Source organism: Paenibacillus sp. GM1FR (assembly GCF_002803315.1).
Lineage (GTDB): Bacteria > Bacillota > Bacilli > Paenibacillales > Paenibacillaceae > Paenibacillus > Paenibacillus amylolyticus.
This window is the reverse complement of sequence record NZ_MKZL01000011.1, coordinates 1,141,993-1,161,152: the sequence shown is the minus strand read 5'-3', so window position 1 is coordinate 1,161,152 and position 19,160 is coordinate 1,141,993. Positions and strand designations below refer to the sequence as shown.

Sequence of the window (19,160 nt, the reverse complement as noted above, 5' to 3'; positions counted from 1 at the left end):
TCTAGCTTATCAGGGGTATAATCCAAAGAGAGTAGATAGATATTGGAAAGAATAGGAGGCCAATCATGGGAAGAAATTTTTTGAAAATAAACAATTTTGAATATAGGATGGTAAGCGATCCAGAGGAAACGGATCAAGAAATGATTGATAACGGCTATATAAAAGTTACAGATGCTCAGTTTGACAAAGCATTCAATTTCTATCCAAAGCTAATGAACAATGAGGTTACTTACAGCGATATTTTGAAAGAAATAAAAGTACTACCCTAAAGCACGTTCCGAACGGCACAAACGATATCCACGCAACTCTTCACTGACACAGTGCAATGATAGGAATTATGTCGATTGAAAAGAGCACATTACCATAAAAAGTCGCTAAAATAGAGGGCGTGTGAGCTAAGAACAGATCCCACCAAAAAACTAATTGTAAAGTAATATCCATTTTTAAAGTTAACGGGCAGTTTAGTTTAATGAACAATGCTAAAATAAAGAAAATATAAGAATAAATTGAGGTAAGAAATTGAAAACAAAGAAAAGTATGAGACAGATATGCCCAAAATGTGGGTACGAGAAATGTGTTCCCAAACTGTATATCGATAATCCAAAATATCCTTCTGGTTCGATTCTGAGATGTAAGCAGTGTAAATCACTTTTTTCGCTTAAAAATGGAGGATGGGTCTTTTGGAAGGAATGGGAATAAGCTAACGAGAACCGTTAGCTCAATCAAACATAAAAAGCAGCCGATCATATGCGTTTGGCTTCTTTACACCGTGATCCGTGAGAAGTGCAGTATACTAACATGGCGATTTGTGGAGGGACAAGAACATGTTCCCATTGAAATCGCTATTATAGCGGCTTTTTTGTTTTATCGGTACGTATTGGGGCAGGTATGGCGTATGGCGTTTGACGATTTGATTCCATCTGTACATATGTACAAAATACGAGTTTTGTGAAACAGTACTAATGATTTAAAAGCTCTGTACGTGATTTTTACCCCTGTACAGCCAATTCTTTATAATCTTCGAGTTAATCCCAAACTACTTCTGTTCCTGCTACAAAGTCATGAATCGCACGTCGATCCTCACGCAAACCGACCATAAAAGCACTCACAATAACTCCGATACCCAAAGTTAATACGTACACAAGTCCAGCTACAACAACTCGCATCAGCATCGTACCAATTTTTGGCGGTTCGTGTGTATCGTATTGGCGGATTCGAATTCCACATATACGTTTGCCTATGGTTCGACCATACCAGTAAACTGGTAATAAAATTGAGTATAACGCACTAAGCAGTTTGGCAATCGGCTCATCCGTATCAAAGTTGCCCGTCAGCACACCTGCAATAATCACTAACGGAATTGAAATAATAAGACTATCCAATACACCTGCTCCTAATCTAATCCAAAAACCTGCTTTATACAAAATGCTTTCCTCCAAAATACAATTTTAAACTAAACGGCTAATTTACTTCATGAACTCCCTTCATTAAAATATCTAACTTTATGTACACAACCCAAATAGTATAACAGAAAATTTTACCTTTTTACGATAAAACTCCTATTTCATTTTAATTACATCCTTTGTGAATTTTATAACAAACTATCGAATTAACTTACTGCTGTACATGTTCACTATTTACTCTTACATAATCCTTTCTAAATATTGTATTTGGCCTCTGAGCCCCCAATGAAAACACCATAATAATTATGTAAACCAAGAAGGCTACTCAACATTTGTTAAGTAGCCTTCTGTTCGTTCTGCATCTGCCCTCTTCGCCAAATCTTATTCTCCACAATGGCATAAACTAACCCCGCGATGGCAAATATCCATATCGATGTCATTCGGTTCAGATAGTATCCTTTCACGAAATATGGACTGTACATGAGATCAAAAACCCACAGCCCGCCCCATCCAAACCCAATCATATAGATGAAAGTTCTCACCATAGGAAAGCATACATATTTCCGCAGCAGCCATGAGATCGGGCTAATAATAACAACATAAAAAGCGACTAAATAGTGACCGAATCCCAGGATAAGCGAAAGAATATATATTACTCCCCCTGCATTGCGTAAGCCGTAATACTCTGTCGTTGTAATATGGTACCCTTCAACCCTTTCAAGAACGAGATATGCAGTCAAGCTTATACCTATAAATATAAGTCCTAATACCATGTACCGTTGAACCACGTTCACCAACATCAGATCACCCCAATGTCTAAACGCAGCCAGAACCGCTCAAGTTACATGATTTCGAACAAAATACACAATTCCACAATTAACATAGGCGTTATTAGGTTCTGTTAAATGTTAAATTTAATCTATCGTTTCAATTGCTCTAATCCAACGACTACTTCTGACCTTCCAGAATCATCGTACCCAAACGGTCCATAAGCTCCATTCTCCCCATCGCTGTGTACGAATAATTATAATTATCGACATTAGAGATTTTATAGATCTTTTCATTCTTCACTGCGTTCATGTTATTCCACACCTTACTATCGACCATCTTGTTCTCACTATTCTCCATCAATAACAGACGATCCGGATTAACGGTAGCCAGAGCCTCCAGTGCGATCTGTTTACCGCCCCAGCCCTCTGGATCAGGGATACCCTCTGTGCGCTTCAGGCCCCATTCACCGTATAACATCTCAGCTGCCCCTTTATTGGAATAGATGACCAGGTTGTTTGGATATGTCTCAATTACGGCAAAGGATTCACCATGTACAGTCGCCTCCAGCTTTTGTTTCCACTCTGCAGATTTCGCATCATACTTGGCCAGATATTCATCTTTCTTGCTTTCTTCTCCAAACGTATCTGCCAAGAATGTCAGGCGTTCTCTCCAATCATAGTAAGAATAAGGCAATGCAATCGTAGGCGCAATTTTGGATAAAGTTTCATATTGATCCGTGTTAAAATCCTTTCCCAGAATAATCAGGTCCGGATTAGCACCCGCTATAGCTTCAATGCTGAACGGTGAACCATACCAGCCCAGATTAACAGTATCTGCACTCAGTTGATCCTTAATGGTTGGAGTGATTTCCTCCGGGTTACCGTAATCCGCACTCATCGTTGCAACAGGTGTTTTCCCAATAATCAGTAACTCTTCTGTAGAGCCGGATAGATCAACAATGCGCTCTGGATTCAAAGGGATCGTAATCTCTTCTCCATTCGGGTTAGTAATCATTTTGGTCGTCGCTTGTGTGGTTGCCTCTGAGGAGCTCGCCACTTCATTGGTCGTCTGGGTCGCTCCACAGGCCGCCAACGTGAGCATACAGCATAGTGCAATCCATACAGGAATTCGTTTAAACATCGTTGTCATTCTCCTTTTATGTCAGTTCATTAGCCACATTAGGCTTATTTGCTTCAGTTACTTTATCTATCTCATCGAACTCATTATCCGTTTGCTTTTACCTGCCAGCCTTCTGCATCCTGTTGTAATTGCCACAACCGAGCGTAGATGCCTGAGTGATCTAACAAATGCGCATGAGTTCCTTGCTCTACGAGCTGACCTTGGTCCAAAACAAGGATCTGATCGGCATTTTGAATGGTCTTTAATCGGTGTGCAATCAAAATAACCGTCTTGTCCGCGACTAGCTCATTAATCGCTTGCTGCACCACGGCTTCGTTCTCCGGATCAAGTGAAGCGGTGGCTTCGTCGAGCAAGACGATCGATGCATTTTTCAATAAAGCACGTGCAATGGAGATCCGTTGCTTCTCCCCACCAGATAACGTCGATCCACCCTCGCCAACGAGCGTATCGTACCCTTGAGGCAGACTGGAGATAAACTCATGACAACAAGCTCTGCGTGCTGCTTCCTCAATCTCGAATTGCGAAGCGTCTTTCTTTCCTACACGAATGTTGTTGCCGATCGTATCCTGGAACAGATACACGTCCTGGAAGACCACAGAGATATCCTGCAACAGCTTCTCGGGGTCCATCTGATTAACGGGTCTGCCACCAATGCGAATGGTGCCTTGCTGTACATCCCAGAAGCGGGCAATGAGACGTGTGACTGTACTCTTACCACTACCGGATGGGCCAACCAAGGCAGTAATGGTATGCGGCTCAATCGTAAAGGACAAGTCTTTCAAGACCGGCTGCCGGTCATCATATCCAAAGGTCACCTGGTCGAATGAAATCGCCTGATTGGGCTGTACATCTCTCGTTCCTGCCATCGGGGCCTCCTGCTGCACATCCATAATGCGTCTTGCACTATATGCGGAGTACCGCATCTCCCCATAACTCATCAGTACAACCGTTAACGGTTCGAATACCTTTGTACCTACCAGCAAAAATAACAGAAATACCGGTAAGGACAACTCACCACCTGCAAGCAAATAACTGCCCACCAGAATCATCCACGTCATCCCCGATCGTGCGAGCAACATCGCGCCCATGATCATCGGTCCCATGATACCTTCCAACCGAATGGAAGCTGATTTCAATTCGTCAAAAGAACGACGCAGCCGTTCAAAACGTTTGCCCCCCATATTGTGGGCCTTAATCTCACGAATACCGCTCAGATACTCCTGAAGTCGACTGGCGGCTTCGTTTTTGGCTCGAACATGGTTCTCACTCAGTCGTGCCTGAATGGAATCCGTAAGCCATAACAGAGCCACACCTAAGGGAACCGCAACAAACATGGCTACGGCCATTCTCCAATCCACCAACAGAAGTCCGCCAAAAGCAAGTACCGGAAGCACAATCGCGCTGATCAGCTGCGACAGATTGTGAGAGATCGTATGCTCGACCTGACCATAATCACTCAAGATCAGATTCGTCAGATCCCCAGGATCACGTTTTCCGAAGAATCCTAGCGACAGATGGCGAATATGTTCGGCCAGCTTTAACCTTCCTGAGGCCGCAAGGCTGTATGCTGCCCGATAGGTCTTGTCATAGAGCGAAGCATAAGCCACATACTCCACCAGAAGCCAGGCAAACAGGATGCAGCATACAACCCACATTCGGTTGATATCCAGTCCTTTGTCTGGTTCAGCAAAAGACTTATAGATCGTATTGAATATATCCACAAGCAGCGCCGCAGGAACAATCTTTGCAATCCCGTCCAGAATCGCTGCAATTACCGAAGGTAGCAGACTACGCGGGTTACCCCCAGATATATTGTATAAATAATTCTTCATCGTCCTGCACCTCCAAGCTTCCAGGAAGCCGCACTGATATGGGCCTGCCACATATGCTCATATACTCCGCCTAATGCACGTAATTGATCATGTGTCCCACGCTCGGTAATCGTTCCCTTTCGGATCACGAGTATTTGCTCAGCTGCACGAATCGTTGTTAGACGATGAGCAATAATCAGTACCGTTTTGCCTTGAACCAATTGGGCCAGACCTTGCTGGATCTTGTGTTCATTCTCTGCATCCGCGTAGGCTGTCGCTTCATCCAGGACCAGAATGGGAGCATTTTTGAGCAACGCCCGTGCAATCGCAATTCGCTGTGCTTCACCGCCGGACAGGTACGTGCCGCCTTCTCCGATTTTAGTGTCATATCCAGCATCCAGTTTCTCAATAAACTCATGACAGCAAGCAGTTTGAGCCGCAGCTATAACGTCCTGTAATGAAGCTGATGTATTGCCCATCCGAATATTTTCTTCAATCGTATCGTAGAACAGATGTACATCCTGAAATACAAAGGACACGGTATCCATCAGTTTCTCCGTACCCATCTCCTGAATCGGAATTCCACCAATCGTAATCTCACCTTCCTGTACATCCCAGAAACGAAGCAATAGATTCGCAATGGTTGACTTTCCTCCACCAGAAGGTCCGACAAGTGCGGTCATCTCTCCTGCGTTGGCTACAAAATCAACCTGTTCAAGTACAGGTTTATATGCTTCGCTCTCCTTACGCTCATAAGCAAAAGATACCTGCCGAAAGGCAACCTCATATGTATCCGGAACTTTGGGCAACTCAGGTTCTTGTACAACCGGCTCGGCAAACACCGATTCTATCCGTTTCTGTCCTTCCACAATCTCGCGCATTCCACTGCCCAGATACATTAACTTCAATAACGGAGCAGATAGACTCGGGGTAATGATCAGAAACAGAATAAACGTGATCGCAAACGACTGATTGCCCTCATTTCCACTCGACAGCAGAATACCCACCGGAACGATGAAGGTAAATAACGAGATCATGATTACAAAAAACAGCCCGTAGGATGTTTTACACAAATCTGTTATTTTCAATGAAATATCCCGATACCGCGTCACCGCCTGTTTAAACGTCAGAAACGAATCAGCTGTAATGCCAAATACTTTCACCGCCGGCATACCTCTCACGTATTCAACACCCGTCGCATTCATCTCTTCGATGGCAAGTTGAAAATCACGATAAGCCTGACGGCCGCGTTCACTGCGAAAGATACGACTTTGCAGCCAGAACCCGATTCCGATCGGAACCAACAGCGTCAGCGCCATGCGATAATCGAGCCAGAACAGATATCCCAAGAGCATCAGTGGAATAACGATCGCACTTACCAGATCCGGCAACTGATGGGCGATAAACTTCTCAATTTTCTCCACACTGACTTCGATGATCTTCTTCAGCTCACCGGTTGCCGTCCGAGTGTGATACCCCATGGGTACTTTGGCAACATGCTCCGCAAGTCTCACTCTGAGCTGGTACAAAATGTTGAATGCAGCGATGTGTGAGCACATCCCCCCGATATAAAGCGCAATAAGCCCTGCAATGAGGGCTACGAATGCGACGATCCCCCAATAGATCAACAGATCTCTGTCCATCGCAGATGGTTGGCCCGCATGCGTTAGCAGTTCCTCGACGATCTTATACACTCCGACAAAAGGAACAATCTGCAACAGACTCGACAGGGTCGAGAAGATACTTGCTGTAATCAGCAGACCTTTGCGCTCCTTCGTTACTTGCATTAGTCCGGACACTTCAGATGTGTTGTTCATCTCACCCCTCCTGATATTAATAATCATTCTCAATATAGCACAGTGCTATATACGCACATTAATATCTCATAGAGCCCTGAATGATCACTACCTCTTCACGGAGCATTAATACCTCATCACGGATTATTGTTGTCTAACAGCATCTTATAAGCCCTATTGGACATATGACCTCGTCGCTTAACTTGAGAATGTCTGGTGAAGTATTTACATTCTTGCCAAGCAAAAAAATTGTTGTTGGAGAAAGTTTTCGTTTTTTGCTTGTATAGATAAATATGACTTCTTTGATCTGTAACTCCCGTAATATTTTCCATTTAGTATGGATAAATATGTGAAAGAGTTACTTACATCATTAAACTGCCGCCTATTGAAATCAACTGTTAGTATGTTATATTACACTTTAACATGTTATAACATACAAAAGGAGTGATGCAATGCAATCGCCAGTATTAACTATTGGAGAACGGTTAAAAGAAATACGAGCAACGAGAAATCTTACACTTGAAGATGTTTCTAAACTTACTGATGTAAGTAAGCCTATGCTTGGACAAATTGAAAGAGGACAGTCTTCACCAACGATTACAACTCTTTGGAAAATCGCAGTCGGCTTAAAAGTTCCTTTATCTTTATTATTGGAAGAGCTAGAAGATGAGTGCAGTGTGGTTGATACACGATCCAAAGACGCTATCATTGAAAATGATGGAAAAATGAGAGCATTTCCTGTTTTTCCTTTTGACCCTACCCGTAACGTTGAAATATTTTATATCGAATTTGATCCTGGATGTCACCATCCATCTGAAAGGCACCTTGAAGGTGTGGAAGAATATGTTTTTGTGGTACAAGGTATGTTAGAAATGGTAGTCAACACAAAAAAAATTGTTCTAAAAGAAAATCAAGCACTCCGCTTTCGTGCTAATGTTTTTCATTCCTACAATAATCCCTATCAAGAACCATGTGTCATTTACAACATGATTTTTTACCCAAGAACATAGGCAAGTTTCATCTATGATCTTCTAGAAAATATTTAAAAATGAGGTGTGATGATTATGGCAATTGAAAAAGTAAAAGATTTTTTTAAACAATATGGTATGGATTCTCAAATTATCGAATTTGAAGTATCTAGTGCAACCGTGGATTTGGCTGCATCTGCATTAGGTTGTGAGCCAGAGAGAATCGCAAAAACACTTTCTTTTATGGTGAATGGACAAGCTGTTTTAGTAGTTGCTGCCGGGGATGCAAAAGTGGATAACAAAAAATTCAAAGAGTATTTCAAAACAAAAGCAAAAATGCTTTCTCCTGATGAAGCCATTGATATGGTTGGTCATGCCATTGGAGGTGTTTGTCCATTTGCTATTAAAAATGATGTTTCTGTTTATCTAGACATATCTCTAAAACGTTTTGACACAATCTATCCATCTTGCGGGAGTAGCAATAGTGCTATTGAACTTACAATAGAACAATTAGAAAAATACTCTAGTTATTCAGAGTGGATTGATGTATGTAAAGGATGGAATGATTGATTTATAGTAGTTCTATATGGGGTAGCGCCAACATTTTGACTGTTATATAAGCTAAGTATCAGCGGACATTTGCTTGAAGCAGGAAAAATCCGCTGTCTTTGTGCCTCAACGTCCTTAGCGTATATTTTCGTTAAAATGTTGGCTGTCCCCTCAATCAATTATGAAAAGCTCTCCAGAACGAACCTTCTGTATTAATGATATCCTTGATCTGGACAAAAGGAATCGTAAACGTTGGAAACCCTGCCGCATAGGGTGCGATATCATACGGGTTGAAGTAGAGATGAAGAGCATCCGCTGTGACAAAAAACGGCTGATCCGCACTAATCCCCGTATAGGTGTCCGGAAACACATACGAGTATTGAGGATCATTTTTGATCTGATCCCCCACAATCTGGCTCAACTCTTTTACATAGTCACTATTTGGTTTAAATAAATCCTTCAACTCATACAACTGACCATTCGTCAGATTAATGATCGCATAGATCATCGTAGGCATACCATGCGCTGCACCCGCCGGGTAGTTATAACCTGTGAGTTGCAGTTGCAGCAATTGCTGCTGATAAAACGTAATATCAAAATCACCTGTATACGTATAATCCAGCTGCTGATCGGCAGGGATCGGTTTAACTTGGGAGAGTTGCTTCAACTTGGCATTCAGCGCAATTTGCTCCGCTTGGTTCGTTAATCCCTCCACCTGCGGATAATATACGAGATAGTCCCTGTTCGGTTTGTACTTCTCTTCGCGTACACGGTACGGAGGATGAAGTGGAACGATTGTATTTTGCCGCCAGATGATCTGTCCGGCCCGGTTCACATACGATAAGCGCTGGTCTACATAGGCCTTAATCAGATCTGGTGCCACGACCTCCAGCGTACCCGAACCTTCTACATGTGGATACCCAGCGGCAGGTCTTCCACTCAGATCCAGCAGATAGGTTTGTCTGCCATCCGATGCGGAAGCAAGACCGTTTTTGTAATTGCCTACTTCGCGATATAGGAACTCCGTAAGTCTTCTGCCATTGGTATCTGCAATCGCGTATACAGAGCCAATATACGGCTGCTCCGGATGAATTGCTTGCCCCAGCGCATAACGATGCTCGCCTAGTTCGCGGATGTCATTATAGGCGGGTTGAATGATAAACGATCCCTCCGTATTAATAACACCGTAGATCGATTTGTAGTCCTCTGCTGTATTAACGATCGCTTGCCCGTTGTTAAAAGGAAATGCCGATGAAAATTTGGGCTGAATACGAATATTACCCCGTTCGTCGATGTACCCATATTTGCCCGAGGCCTCTTTTTGAAAAGCAAGCAGTCCATCCCCTAATGGTCCCACATAGGCATATGGATACGTTGCGAGCCGATGTCCATTGCGATTAATGAGTGCATATTCATTGTCCTTAATCTGCACAATCGCTTTACCATCTTGAAAATCATTCGCAGAAGCGAACTGTGCAGGTATCACCTCATTGCCCGACGCATCCAGATAACCATACCGACTCACCGATCCATCTGCCTGCCCAGGATTAGAATCGTAAAATAACGCTCGACCGTCGTTCATATTTGAGATATACGGGTACGCCCGTCTGGTCAGGACTGTACCTTGTTCATTAATCATCTTAAATCCTTGAGAATCAATTGTTATCGCCCGTTCTTCGGAAAAGGAATTGATGGAATCGTATACAGGTTGAACGACATACTGCCCCTGAAGATTAATAACGCCGGCACGACCATCCTTCACAACCACAGCCAATCCATTGGGCTGAAACGCTTGCGCGTCATCCAGAACCGGCTCAAGCCGAATGTGGCCTTGGGCATCCATGTACCCCCAACGCGTCCCACTCGTGGTTCGAACGGAGACTGGATATAACCATGTCGCTACCCGGGCATGACTTATAGGGACCATTGCCTGCTTAATTTTCTTTTCTAGCTCCAGCAGCGCCTCTCTGGAAGGGTACGCTTCCGGGAAGCTGAGTGCTTTTTGAACGGAAGCGAGTGCTGCGGGATACTGGCCCGCATGGTACTGAGCATCCGCAAGGTAATACCAGTAAAAGATATAATCAGGATATTGCTGGGTTAGTTGCTCGTAATATTGCACCACTTTGGGATAATAGGTTGCATATACGTCCGGTGCAGGAACCCATTTCCCATTCTGCCATCGGATAATCTCCACACGATAGGCTTCACCTGTGTCATGTATCCAGAGTGCAATCTCCACTTTCCCATCTCGGCCATGCGGACCAGGCATATCTATAATCTCTGCATAGCTATAGTATAGATCGTCAGGCGCCAGATCTTTGAGCCCTGATTCCGTCCACTCATATACGGCAAGCTTAGACCATATAGAACCAATCCGCCAACCGATAATGAGATTGTTCCTTGCCGTTGAAGTTACAGGGGCTGCAGTCATTAAAGTCACCCCATACCCCAATCCCTTAATTAGTGCCATCTTGATCCAATGTCCTTGAACAAATTTCAGAATGAGCAAATACAGCTCACCATTCAACTGATAGACTGCAGCAATCTCCGGCATACCGTCACCGGTAAGATCTGCCGCATAGATCGCTGGATGTTGAACAGGTTTATCAATAGTGACGACCGTTGCACCAGCCGGAATATGTTGATTCACAATTTGCGTTAACAGCGGTTCGCTCATGGACATCTCAGTTTCCTCCCTTATGACCGCATTCGCCTAATGGTATGCGTCATAAATCGGGATATGACATGTAATTCATTTTATATAAGTTGAACTAAAGAATATTCACACTTACCACTCCGATGACAGAACACCTTCCGATCGCTGTTATCCCCATATTTTTGATTCACCTTTTAATTATTCTTCTTACAAAGTTACTTTCTCTCCATTGATTAGCAGGTAGCTCACATCATTCACCGGAATGGTCTTAGGGGATATCCACTTAATGAGATCCTGATCCAGCTGGAGGAAACCTGATGCGCCAGACAACTTTGTACCATCCTTCAGGTGTACTTCAATACTCAAGTCCTCCATCCGAATCTTGTTCAGTGCCTCCCCTGTAAGCGTGACGCCAACTGCGGATAGGGTTACAGTTGCCCGTGAGGCTCCATTTGCATCAAGCTGAACGTTTCCTGTTTTACTCAAACCATTTTCACTCAAGTTAAAGGTCGTTTTCCAATTCCCTTGTATAACTTCACTAATACTCGTAAAGCTGCCTTGAAGTCTCAGCTTATCTAATTCGTTAACAGCGGACAGATCATACACATACTCATCGTAATCCCCACCAATGTCTACTCCATTTTTCATGTATCTCCCGTAGCTAATAGAATATTGGGGAATATCGAGCTTTTGACCTTGCTCATCCGTGAAGTAGAAGTATCCATGATTATACTCGCCAATCTCATTATCCGGATTAATCTGAATGTGTAACTTGCCATCCACAAAACCCATATTGGAAATATGCGCCCAATTAATACCCTCAACAGGGATATTCGTTACATCCTGATGCAATACCGGAATTGGATCGGTTTCCATTTGAATATCAATTTCACCTCCCCAGCCACTTATACGATCTCGATCCAGGATATCATAGCTATTGATTTGCTTTTCATGTAGCAACTTCTCCCAGTCCACTTGTACGTTGTAACCATCTTGAAGAGATGTACCGGACATCAGCGTATTAATCTGAACGGTAATTCGATTTTTGCTCACTTTTCCTTGAATGAGAAATCGGACAATAGCCGTTTTATTAGCTTCATCATAATGAATAATCTGAGCGTTGTTTGCATTACCTCCGGTGACCCTGTAATCATATACATCCAGCGTCTCGTCAATACGTTGACCCGTCAGATCCGATAATGAAACATAGATTTCCGTTGTATCTCCGTCCCTGACAGCACCTATAACCTCCATTCGAATCCCTTGATCTTCACTCACCTGGTGAACAGGCTGAAGAATGCCAATCCGATCTGCACCTAGAAAATGAAGAATAGAAGGCAGGTCAATGATGCCCATGGATGCAGCTGCCCCTGTAACAAGACATAACGATAACGCAGCGGTTACAGGAATATAGATGGCTTTGCGATACTTTCTTCTCCTATTCATGGACTCCTTTGTCTGTGCGGATGGAGCGGATGGATATAATATAGGTGGATAAAATGATGAATCTGATCTTGTAATGTTTGTTGGTTCATTCATCGCCAATTTATCATAGAACAACTTTTTAATGTTAAAGAGGTTCTGCTCAGTGAATTCTTTTTCGGATTCTCCCATATGATCGCCTCCTTTATTTCCTGTTCATCCACCATGTCCTCAATCGTTGCCTGGAGCGATAAAGCTTGTTATGGACTTGCCTAACGTGTAGGGACAATGCTTCCGATATCTCATGGGGTCTCTGTCCTTCGTAAAACCGACGTTTCATAATCTCCCGTTCCGGTTCTGGAAAAGATTCAATCATTTGATTAAGTTCCGTATATGTCTCTTTACTGACCATCTGAACCAACAAATCATCCGTTTGCACCGAATGAATCTCCTCTTCATATGTAAGCTCAGTTCTTCGATTAAGTTTCCGGTAGCGATCAATCGCTTTATGTTTTGTGATTGTTGCAAGGTAATTTTTCAGGCTACTTCGCCCAGATTGGAATGCATCCGGATTCTGCCAAAAAGCAAAAAATGTATCTGCTACGCATTCTTCAATCTCTTCTGTCGATGCATGATGTAGGATGGAATGAGCAATCTTCCATAACAAACCTGCATAGTGGTTCATCACCCATTCCATGGCTTCAGGATCACGATTCACTACTGCCTTCCGTATTTGTTCTTCTTCCACGATTACATGTACCCTCCCTTCCATCCTCATATGATCACGAGTGCTCGTGTTGATCCGTGCTTCCTACCTATATTCGTTTGGCAAATGACTTTTACTTACTCCACGATAAAAAAAGATTTGCAGTGTCCTTGTGGTCTTCTGCAAATCTTCTTATATCCTATAATACATCGTATTTATTACATCATATCGCTCTCATGGGTCTTCGCTTGGATTACTAACCAAAATTACGCCTCTTCTTGCACACTGAGCTGTACATATTGGGTGAGACGACAATACTGAAATAACAGCAACTCTTCATTACCTTGTCCAAGAGCCACGCTACGCCCTTCCTTGATGAGGTGATTCAACAACTCATGCAGGAAACTCATCTGCAACCGCAAGGATTCCGCTGCGAGCTGCTCAAGTACCTCAATATCTCGGATCGTAAACTGAGATAACCCGCGCAGCAGCAACTCTTCTGACCAGCCGTTAATTTTCTGCATGAACTGATTATATTCTTCCAAGTCTGCCCATCCTCCCATTACCGATATCCAGTTTCAGACTGAGCACCGTTTTGCCCTTCAGGAAACTGATTGGGCTAATCCGTTTTGGTTCCACACGCACAAAGGCATAGAAGTGTTCAAGCGATTGGGAACCATATCCTGACTCCAGTCTTTTGATCATCGCCTGCCAGTCAGATGAATACGGGAGAGTGAGTGCCAGTCTTTCCCCTTCGGTATTCTCAACCGTCAGGACAAGCTCCTGCGTTTGTTTGACAAAGTTATGGTCCACGATTCGAGCAACTCTGATCACTGCCAATCGTTCTTTGGGAGCAGCAAACAAGTCGAACGATCGCGATTCCTCTTGAAGTACTGACGTTACGTCTTGCATGGTTTTGCCCATATTCAACGTTTCCACACCCGTTCGTGGCAAAATCGCAAGTTTGGCACCTTCCCCGGAAGAGATCCGGCGTTCTTCATTCACTTTAACTGAATGGAATTGAACTTCTTCACCCACGAACTGGCGAAAGGTCAGATTAGGCAACCATGGTGTGAATGCACCATAATGCTCTGTATACGAGAACTGCTGATCATCATAATATACAGCACGTACATCGCTATAAGTGTAGATTTCCTCATCATCAAAACAATAGAAATAATAAGTGATTCCACGGAAACCGGATCGTGTCTCCCACGCATCAGCTCCCAGTCCATACAGGTGAAGTGAAGGAACCGTAAAGTATTTACTTCGAAAACTGCCAATGAGCTGACTCTGCTGAATGACAGATACCTTTTCTTCTTCAAGAACCTGGAGTGCAAGATACAGCTTGCTTACCCGATCCAACATGGATTGCATGGAGAAACGTATATGTCTGTTGAAAAACAACTGTAGTTCCCCTTGAATCCCTCGTAAACTGCGTTCTATGTCAGGTAGGTTGCCACTATGAGCTGCAATTGCCAAAGTCTCCAGTTGTGCCATATAGGACTGAGGAAGGCGGGCCAGTCCCGTCTTCAACAATCCTGCCAGCATAACCCGACATTCCTGCACTGTCTGAAGAGAGAACTTGGCTTCGTACACCCGTCCACTTAATGCATCCCTATCATCCAGGCCTTTTAGGTTGCGGTACCGTAGCAAAGCTTCAAGCTTGGCCATTTTCCCGGCTGTCTGCTGCACCTTACATAGTGCTTTTGCAAGGTTCGCTTCCTCAGTAAAAGACACCTCGATATTCTGGGTGGTCAGATGAACCGTAAGAAGTGAATCTTCAAAGATCTTAATTTCCTCTGGGTATCTCAGTCGGAAAACAACTTCCTCAATCATGGAAGAACTATACGATTTAATTAACACGGGAAGGTCAGACTCCGTCATCCAGCGGAAGCGAGACTCGATCTCACGTGATACTGTATGCGGAATTTCGCTTGGATCATCCACATTTGATACTAAGTTTGATGCTGATTCTGTTACTGATACGTTTTTTGGTACGTCCAACGGATCATTATCCGATATCCCTGAGTCCTTATCCAGCGTATGCTTCTCGTCTGCATTCATTGAATCCTCTGCCGTATATTCCCGTTGATCATACAGAATTGCAATAAGCACATGCTTGCAGATATGATCGGCCGGGCAGGAGCATTCCCAATGATCCAGCGTATTTTCAAGCGTACATTGTGTCCCGTCACTGAGCTGACAACTCACAGATGATGCATTCCATGTGTACGTTACACTTACACCATTGTCCAACTCTTTCAAAGACCTTTTGTACAACCCCTTGTTGGCATACCGAATCAAATAATCCTCCGTACACAGCTTCGAAAAACTTCGGAATTTTTCCTTGAATCCATTCACGTCATCAACGCCCCGTTGCTCTCAGAATGTCGTAGATCGTTTCACTGAACACGCGACCTGGAACGTTGCCTAGAGCAATGGGTTTGTTGTCACCATAGTAATAATATTGCTTGTTATTCGGTTTGAAGAAATGAAGGGATTCCAGGGTAATGTCATCCAATCCCTCGTAATACGTGATGCTCGTACCGCTGAATTGCAATTCTGCAACAAGATCTCCGTACTCTTTATAAAATTCATGATACCAGCCGCCGTCCTGTGCCGGTCCTTTGATCCAACCGTATTTCTCCAGTGCTTTGGGGAAAGCCGTTGGTGAAAAATCAGACTCGGGCAGATGATCGTATTCATTCTTCGTTTTATCCTCATCTTCTGGCTGGTGAATCTCACGATTCAATTGCTCGAATGGCTGCTTGATCTCGTAATCCTCCAACTGCGTTGTCCAACCTTCAAGCGTTGCCTGATCCAGTTCCAACGGGTGTATAAGTCCCACCTGCGCATCCGAAGGCAGATCGACCTCATCTTCATCCACAGAATTGAAGGTGCCGTCCTCCATATAACGGAAGGTGCTGATCAGAGCGCCATCCTCATACGTTCCCCAGATCAGACCAACAGCAAATTTTTGCATGATTACATTTTGTACAAACAATGCTTTCCACTCATCGGCAGACCACAGACGTTGCTTGGACAATGACTCTTCCAGACGCTGCGCCTGAATGTTAACCATGGATTTGAGATCTTTTTTCAGCTGTGTGAAACGTGCCTTGGACTGCGCTGCCAATTCAGGATCATCTTTCTGTGCAGGAGCAGGCAGACTTTTCACGGATTTGCCCGTTTCTTCATTTAAGACAACGACTTGTAAGTCTCCATTGACCTTAACCAGGAAGGAACGCTCTCCGTAACTCAGCTGCATAGTTCCTTTTTCATCAAAACCAAGTGTGGTGACCAGCCGATCCTCCAGTTGTTCCGAGGTAAGTCCCATATTATCGGCTGCAAGTTGCAATGCTTCTTCTGCTGCACCTTTCACCTGACGGTTCTTCACGCCACGTTTGATCTTGTCAATCGCCATAAGAGCGGATGGATCTTTCAGATAAGCGAGCACTTTTACAGCATCTGCTGCAATCGCGCCACGACTGTTTTCTGTCCATTCCTTAATTTGCGGAGCCAGAATATTCACAATGTGAATATCGCCAAAGAGTGCTGATACATACATCACCCATTTCTCTTTTGCAGGAGCACCTTCCTGAATCCAGACCTGGAGCAGTTCACTTGCAAAACGAGCGAGCGATGCCTCACTTACGTAATCTCGTAATTCATTCAACCGTTCATTAGGACCGGATGTATGATCCAATGATTGGACCAAAGCATACTGTTTAATCCGGTCATCTAAAGGCTGATTGTCTTCAATACGTATCAGTGAAGGGAGATCTTTCAAGGACAACCAGCTCAGTCTCGACAACTTTTTGGCATCCGCCTGATCAGCGAGTGCAGCATGGGCATACTCTGGACTTAGATCTGCGGTATCCAGCAGAATTTGGATCAAGCTCTTCCAATCGTCGGACTTCTCTTTCTTCAAAAGCTCACCGTACAGTTCCTTGCTGTTTTCCAGACTGCGGATTGCGGTCAGAGCCATTTCTTTGATCGCCACTTTTTTCTCCGAGAGGTAGACGAGCGTATACAAGTCCTGATCAGGAATTCGGTTGAATTCCGCTAACGCCACGCCGTTGGCCTTTTTGGAAGAATCCTGCAATCCGGCACGAATCGCTTCGGCCAATATTTTCTTCGATAACTCATCACGCTGTTCAAAGGTAATCTCCAGAATTAAAATGCGTGTATCTGTTGGCAGTTTCTTGTACTGTGTCAGTGCATAGTCCAGATTCTGCTGAATGATTCGGCGGTATTCGTCATGCGGCATCGATTTGTATCTGTAGTCGGTCATGCCATTAAGTGAGATCAGGCTGGTTAGCAATTTCTCACGTTGCACCTCAGGATCTTGCCCGTAACGTTGAAGCAGCTGCTCTCCACTAAACGCGTATGAATTGTACATGTCCGAGATAATATCCAGTGTCCAATCGGGATGAGTGGTCAGGATTGCGAACCTGCGCATCGCCTCTGAATCCAAGGGCAGAAAACTAATACTAATGAGGTTGTGAACACGCTTCTTATCCCGATTCAGTTGATTAAACAACCCGCGACTATTCGGGTCCTCCCAATATTCCTCCAGGGTGTTTTCCCCACTTAAGTATCTTGCAATCGCAAGTCCTTGACGTCCCCCGTCCAAAGGATGCCGAAGAGCGTTAAATACCGCTTGCTCCAGTAACCCCTCCGCATTAGGCAATGTCAATCCTTGATCCTCCATGAATTTCTGAATGCAGAGTTTGAGGAATGGCGGTTTGATAATCTCGTATGCTCGAATCGCTTGTTCAGGACGATTCGCGATCGCGGATTGTAACATGTTCCAAGATACCGTGTACGAATTAAGCTCGTCCCGCAACATTTCAACCAACTGATAAGGTTCATCCAGAGGCACAAGTCCAGCAAGTAGATCATTTGGACTCTTGGCTCTAGGGTCCATACTCAGCAAGTAACGGCGAACTTCAAGTGGATAAATCTCATGTAATTGATGTACTGTGTGAAGCAAAACATGCCCAATCTCACTATTTGTATCAAGGAACCGTTGTTTACCTCCACTAATGTTAATCAGGTACAACAAGGCACCACTCACAATTACCATAGTTTGATGGAATACTGTGTTTGAACATTGCTCTTTTGAAGAGAAAGACGTATTGGGATACAGTTCAGCTATGAGCTGACTACGCTTCTCCTTGAGGAATTCATCCTTCAATTCTTGGGAAGATCCGTTATGCTTCCCTTGAATATTACTGACCACTACAGGTTCAATCAACGTATGTAGCTCGTCCCGCAACTTATCTGCATCATTAGCCATCACATGTTGAAACAACACTGGTAACGATTGAACAGAAGATTGAACCTCTGCAAGATGAGAAGCCGTGTCACTGAGTCTTGAATATAATTCCAGCAGCATTAAAGCATTAATTACATCCCGGTAGTCCCCTTGACTGTCCGCTTTTTTGGAATCAAAAAGCCACTGGGCACGCTTTAATTTACTCTTTAATTCAGTCAGAATTTCGTTCTCGCCTGCAAACTGTTTGATCTTCTCCAACCGGGACAACAATCCATCCATGCGATCTGCGCTTTTGCTCTTCCCGCTTAATCCGTAGGCTTCGGAGTCATTTCCCATACAGACAGTAAAGGCATCCGTTCTCCATGAATTTCTTTTGGAATAATTGGATTCCAGATATATCACAATAGCCCCGGCACGGTAAAAGATATCTCCATCGTCTTTTTTGGCAAGCTTCATGAGCAGATCAATCGTTTGATACACATAATGACTCGAATTTCCCATCATATCCGGAAACTTGTCTGTCGTTCCCAAGACGTAATCAATAATTTCGGAGCTACGATCTGTTTTCAATGAATACTCGTTTGAACAGGTTACTGCGAATTTCTCCACCAAAGTTTCAACTGCGCGGTCTGCGGTAAGCATTACACATTCCTC

At 43.9% G+C, this 19,160-nt stretch carries 14 protein-coding genes; 3 read left to right on the top strand and 11 right to left on the bottom strand.

Features of this window, described 5'->3' with window-relative positions; genetic code table 11:
* Positions 1-65: 65 nt before the first annotated feature.
* A complete protein-coding gene (locus PAEAM_RS10915; protein ID WP_100527501.1) occupies positions 66-269 on the top strand; it encodes a hypothetical protein in 204 nt (67 codons plus the stop codon).
* Between the two features lie 756 nt (positions 270-1,025).
* Here PAEAM_RS10915 and PAEAM_RS10910 read toward each other — a convergent pair.
* The 5 genes from PAEAM_RS10910 to PAEAM_RS10890 all read right to left on the bottom strand — a co-directional run bounded on the left by PAEAM_RS10910 (position 1,026) and on the right by PAEAM_RS10890 (position 6,942).
* On the bottom strand, positions 1,026-1,424 hold the full coding sequence (locus tag PAEAM_RS10910) for an RDD family protein (protein WP_081746009.1): 399 nt from the start codon (positions 1,422-1,424) through the stop codon (positions 1,026-1,028).
* 314 nt (positions 1,425-1,738) lie between these two features.
* Positions 1,739-1,948, bottom strand: coding sequence for a hypothetical protein (locus PAEAM_RS31760; RefSeq protein ID WP_165789875.1), 210 nt, complete (start codon positions 1,946-1,948; stop codon positions 1,739-1,741).
* A gap of 403 nt (positions 1,949-2,351) precedes the next feature.
* Entirely contained in the window at positions 2,352-3,314 is a 963-nt protein-coding gene (locus tag PAEAM_RS10900) for an ABC transporter substrate-binding protein (protein WP_243391299.1), read from the bottom strand.
* 83 nt (positions 3,315-3,397) lie between these two features.
* Entirely contained in the window at positions 3,398-5,146 is a 1,749-nt protein-coding gene (locus tag PAEAM_RS10895; RefSeq protein WP_100527499.1) for an ABC transporter ATP-binding protein, read from the bottom strand.
* Complete coding sequence (locus PAEAM_RS10890; protein WP_100527498.1) at positions 5,143-6,942, bottom strand: ABC transporter ATP-binding protein; 1,800 nt, start codon at positions 6,940-6,942, stop codon at positions 5,143-5,145. Before PAEAM_RS10890 ends, PAEAM_RS10895 begins: the two co-directional genes overlap by 4 nt.
* 431 nt (positions 6,943-7,373) lie before the next feature.
* Between PAEAM_RS10890 and PAEAM_RS10885 the strand changes: the two genes are divergently transcribed.
* Together PAEAM_RS10885 and PAEAM_RS10880 are read left to right on the top strand one after the other, a co-directional pair.
* Complete coding sequence (locus PAEAM_RS10885) at positions 7,374-7,931, top strand: helix-turn-helix domain-containing protein (protein WP_100527497.1); 558 nt, start codon at positions 7,374-7,376, stop codon at positions 7,929-7,931.
* Positions 7,932-7,985: 54 nt separating this feature from the next.
* A complete protein-coding gene (locus PAEAM_RS10880; protein ID WP_100527496.1) occupies positions 7,986-8,459 on the top strand; it encodes a YbaK/EbsC family protein in 474 nt (157 codons plus the stop codon).
* A gap of 154 nt (positions 8,460-8,613) precedes the next feature.
* Here the strand turns inward: PAEAM_RS10880 and PAEAM_RS10875 are convergent, their stop codons facing one another.
* From PAEAM_RS10875 to PAEAM_RS10850, 6 genes are all read right to left on the bottom strand, one after another.
* On the bottom strand, positions 8,614-11,121 hold the full coding sequence (locus tag PAEAM_RS10875; protein WP_100527495.1) for a WG repeat-containing protein: 2,508 nt from the start codon (positions 11,119-11,121) through the stop codon (positions 8,614-8,616).
* Between the two features lie 180 nt (positions 11,122-11,301).
* On the bottom strand, positions 11,302-12,708 hold the full coding sequence (locus tag PAEAM_RS10870) for a DUF4179 domain-containing protein (RefSeq protein ID WP_100527494.1): 1,407 nt from the start codon (positions 12,706-12,708) through the stop codon (positions 11,302-11,304).
* Between the two features lie 13 nt (positions 12,709-12,721).
* On the bottom strand, positions 12,722-13,264 hold the full coding sequence (locus PAEAM_RS10865) for a sigma-70 family RNA polymerase sigma factor (RefSeq protein ID WP_165789874.1): 543 nt from the start codon (positions 13,262-13,264) through the stop codon (positions 12,722-12,724).
* Positions 13,265-13,488: 224 nt separating this feature from the next.
* Positions 13,489-13,767 carry a hypothetical protein gene (locus tag PAEAM_RS10860; RefSeq protein ID WP_100527492.1) on the bottom strand — a complete coding sequence of 93 codons (279 nt, stop codon included), beginning with the start codon at positions 13,765-13,767 and terminating at the stop codon, positions 13,489-13,491.
* Positions 13,754-15,586: a hypothetical protein gene (locus PAEAM_RS10855; RefSeq protein WP_100527491.1), complete on the bottom strand. Its 1,833-nt coding sequence runs from the start codon at positions 15,584-15,586 to the stop codon at positions 13,754-13,756. The genes PAEAM_RS10860 and PAEAM_RS10855 overlap by 14 nt, the downstream gene beginning before the upstream one ends.
* Before the next feature lie 4 nt (positions 15,587-15,590).
* Positions 15,591-19,148: a DUF4132 domain-containing protein gene (locus PAEAM_RS10850; protein ID WP_100527490.1), complete on the bottom strand. Its 3,558-nt coding sequence runs from the start codon at positions 19,146-19,148 to the stop codon at positions 15,591-15,593.
* Positions 19,149-19,160 lie beyond the last annotated feature (12 nt).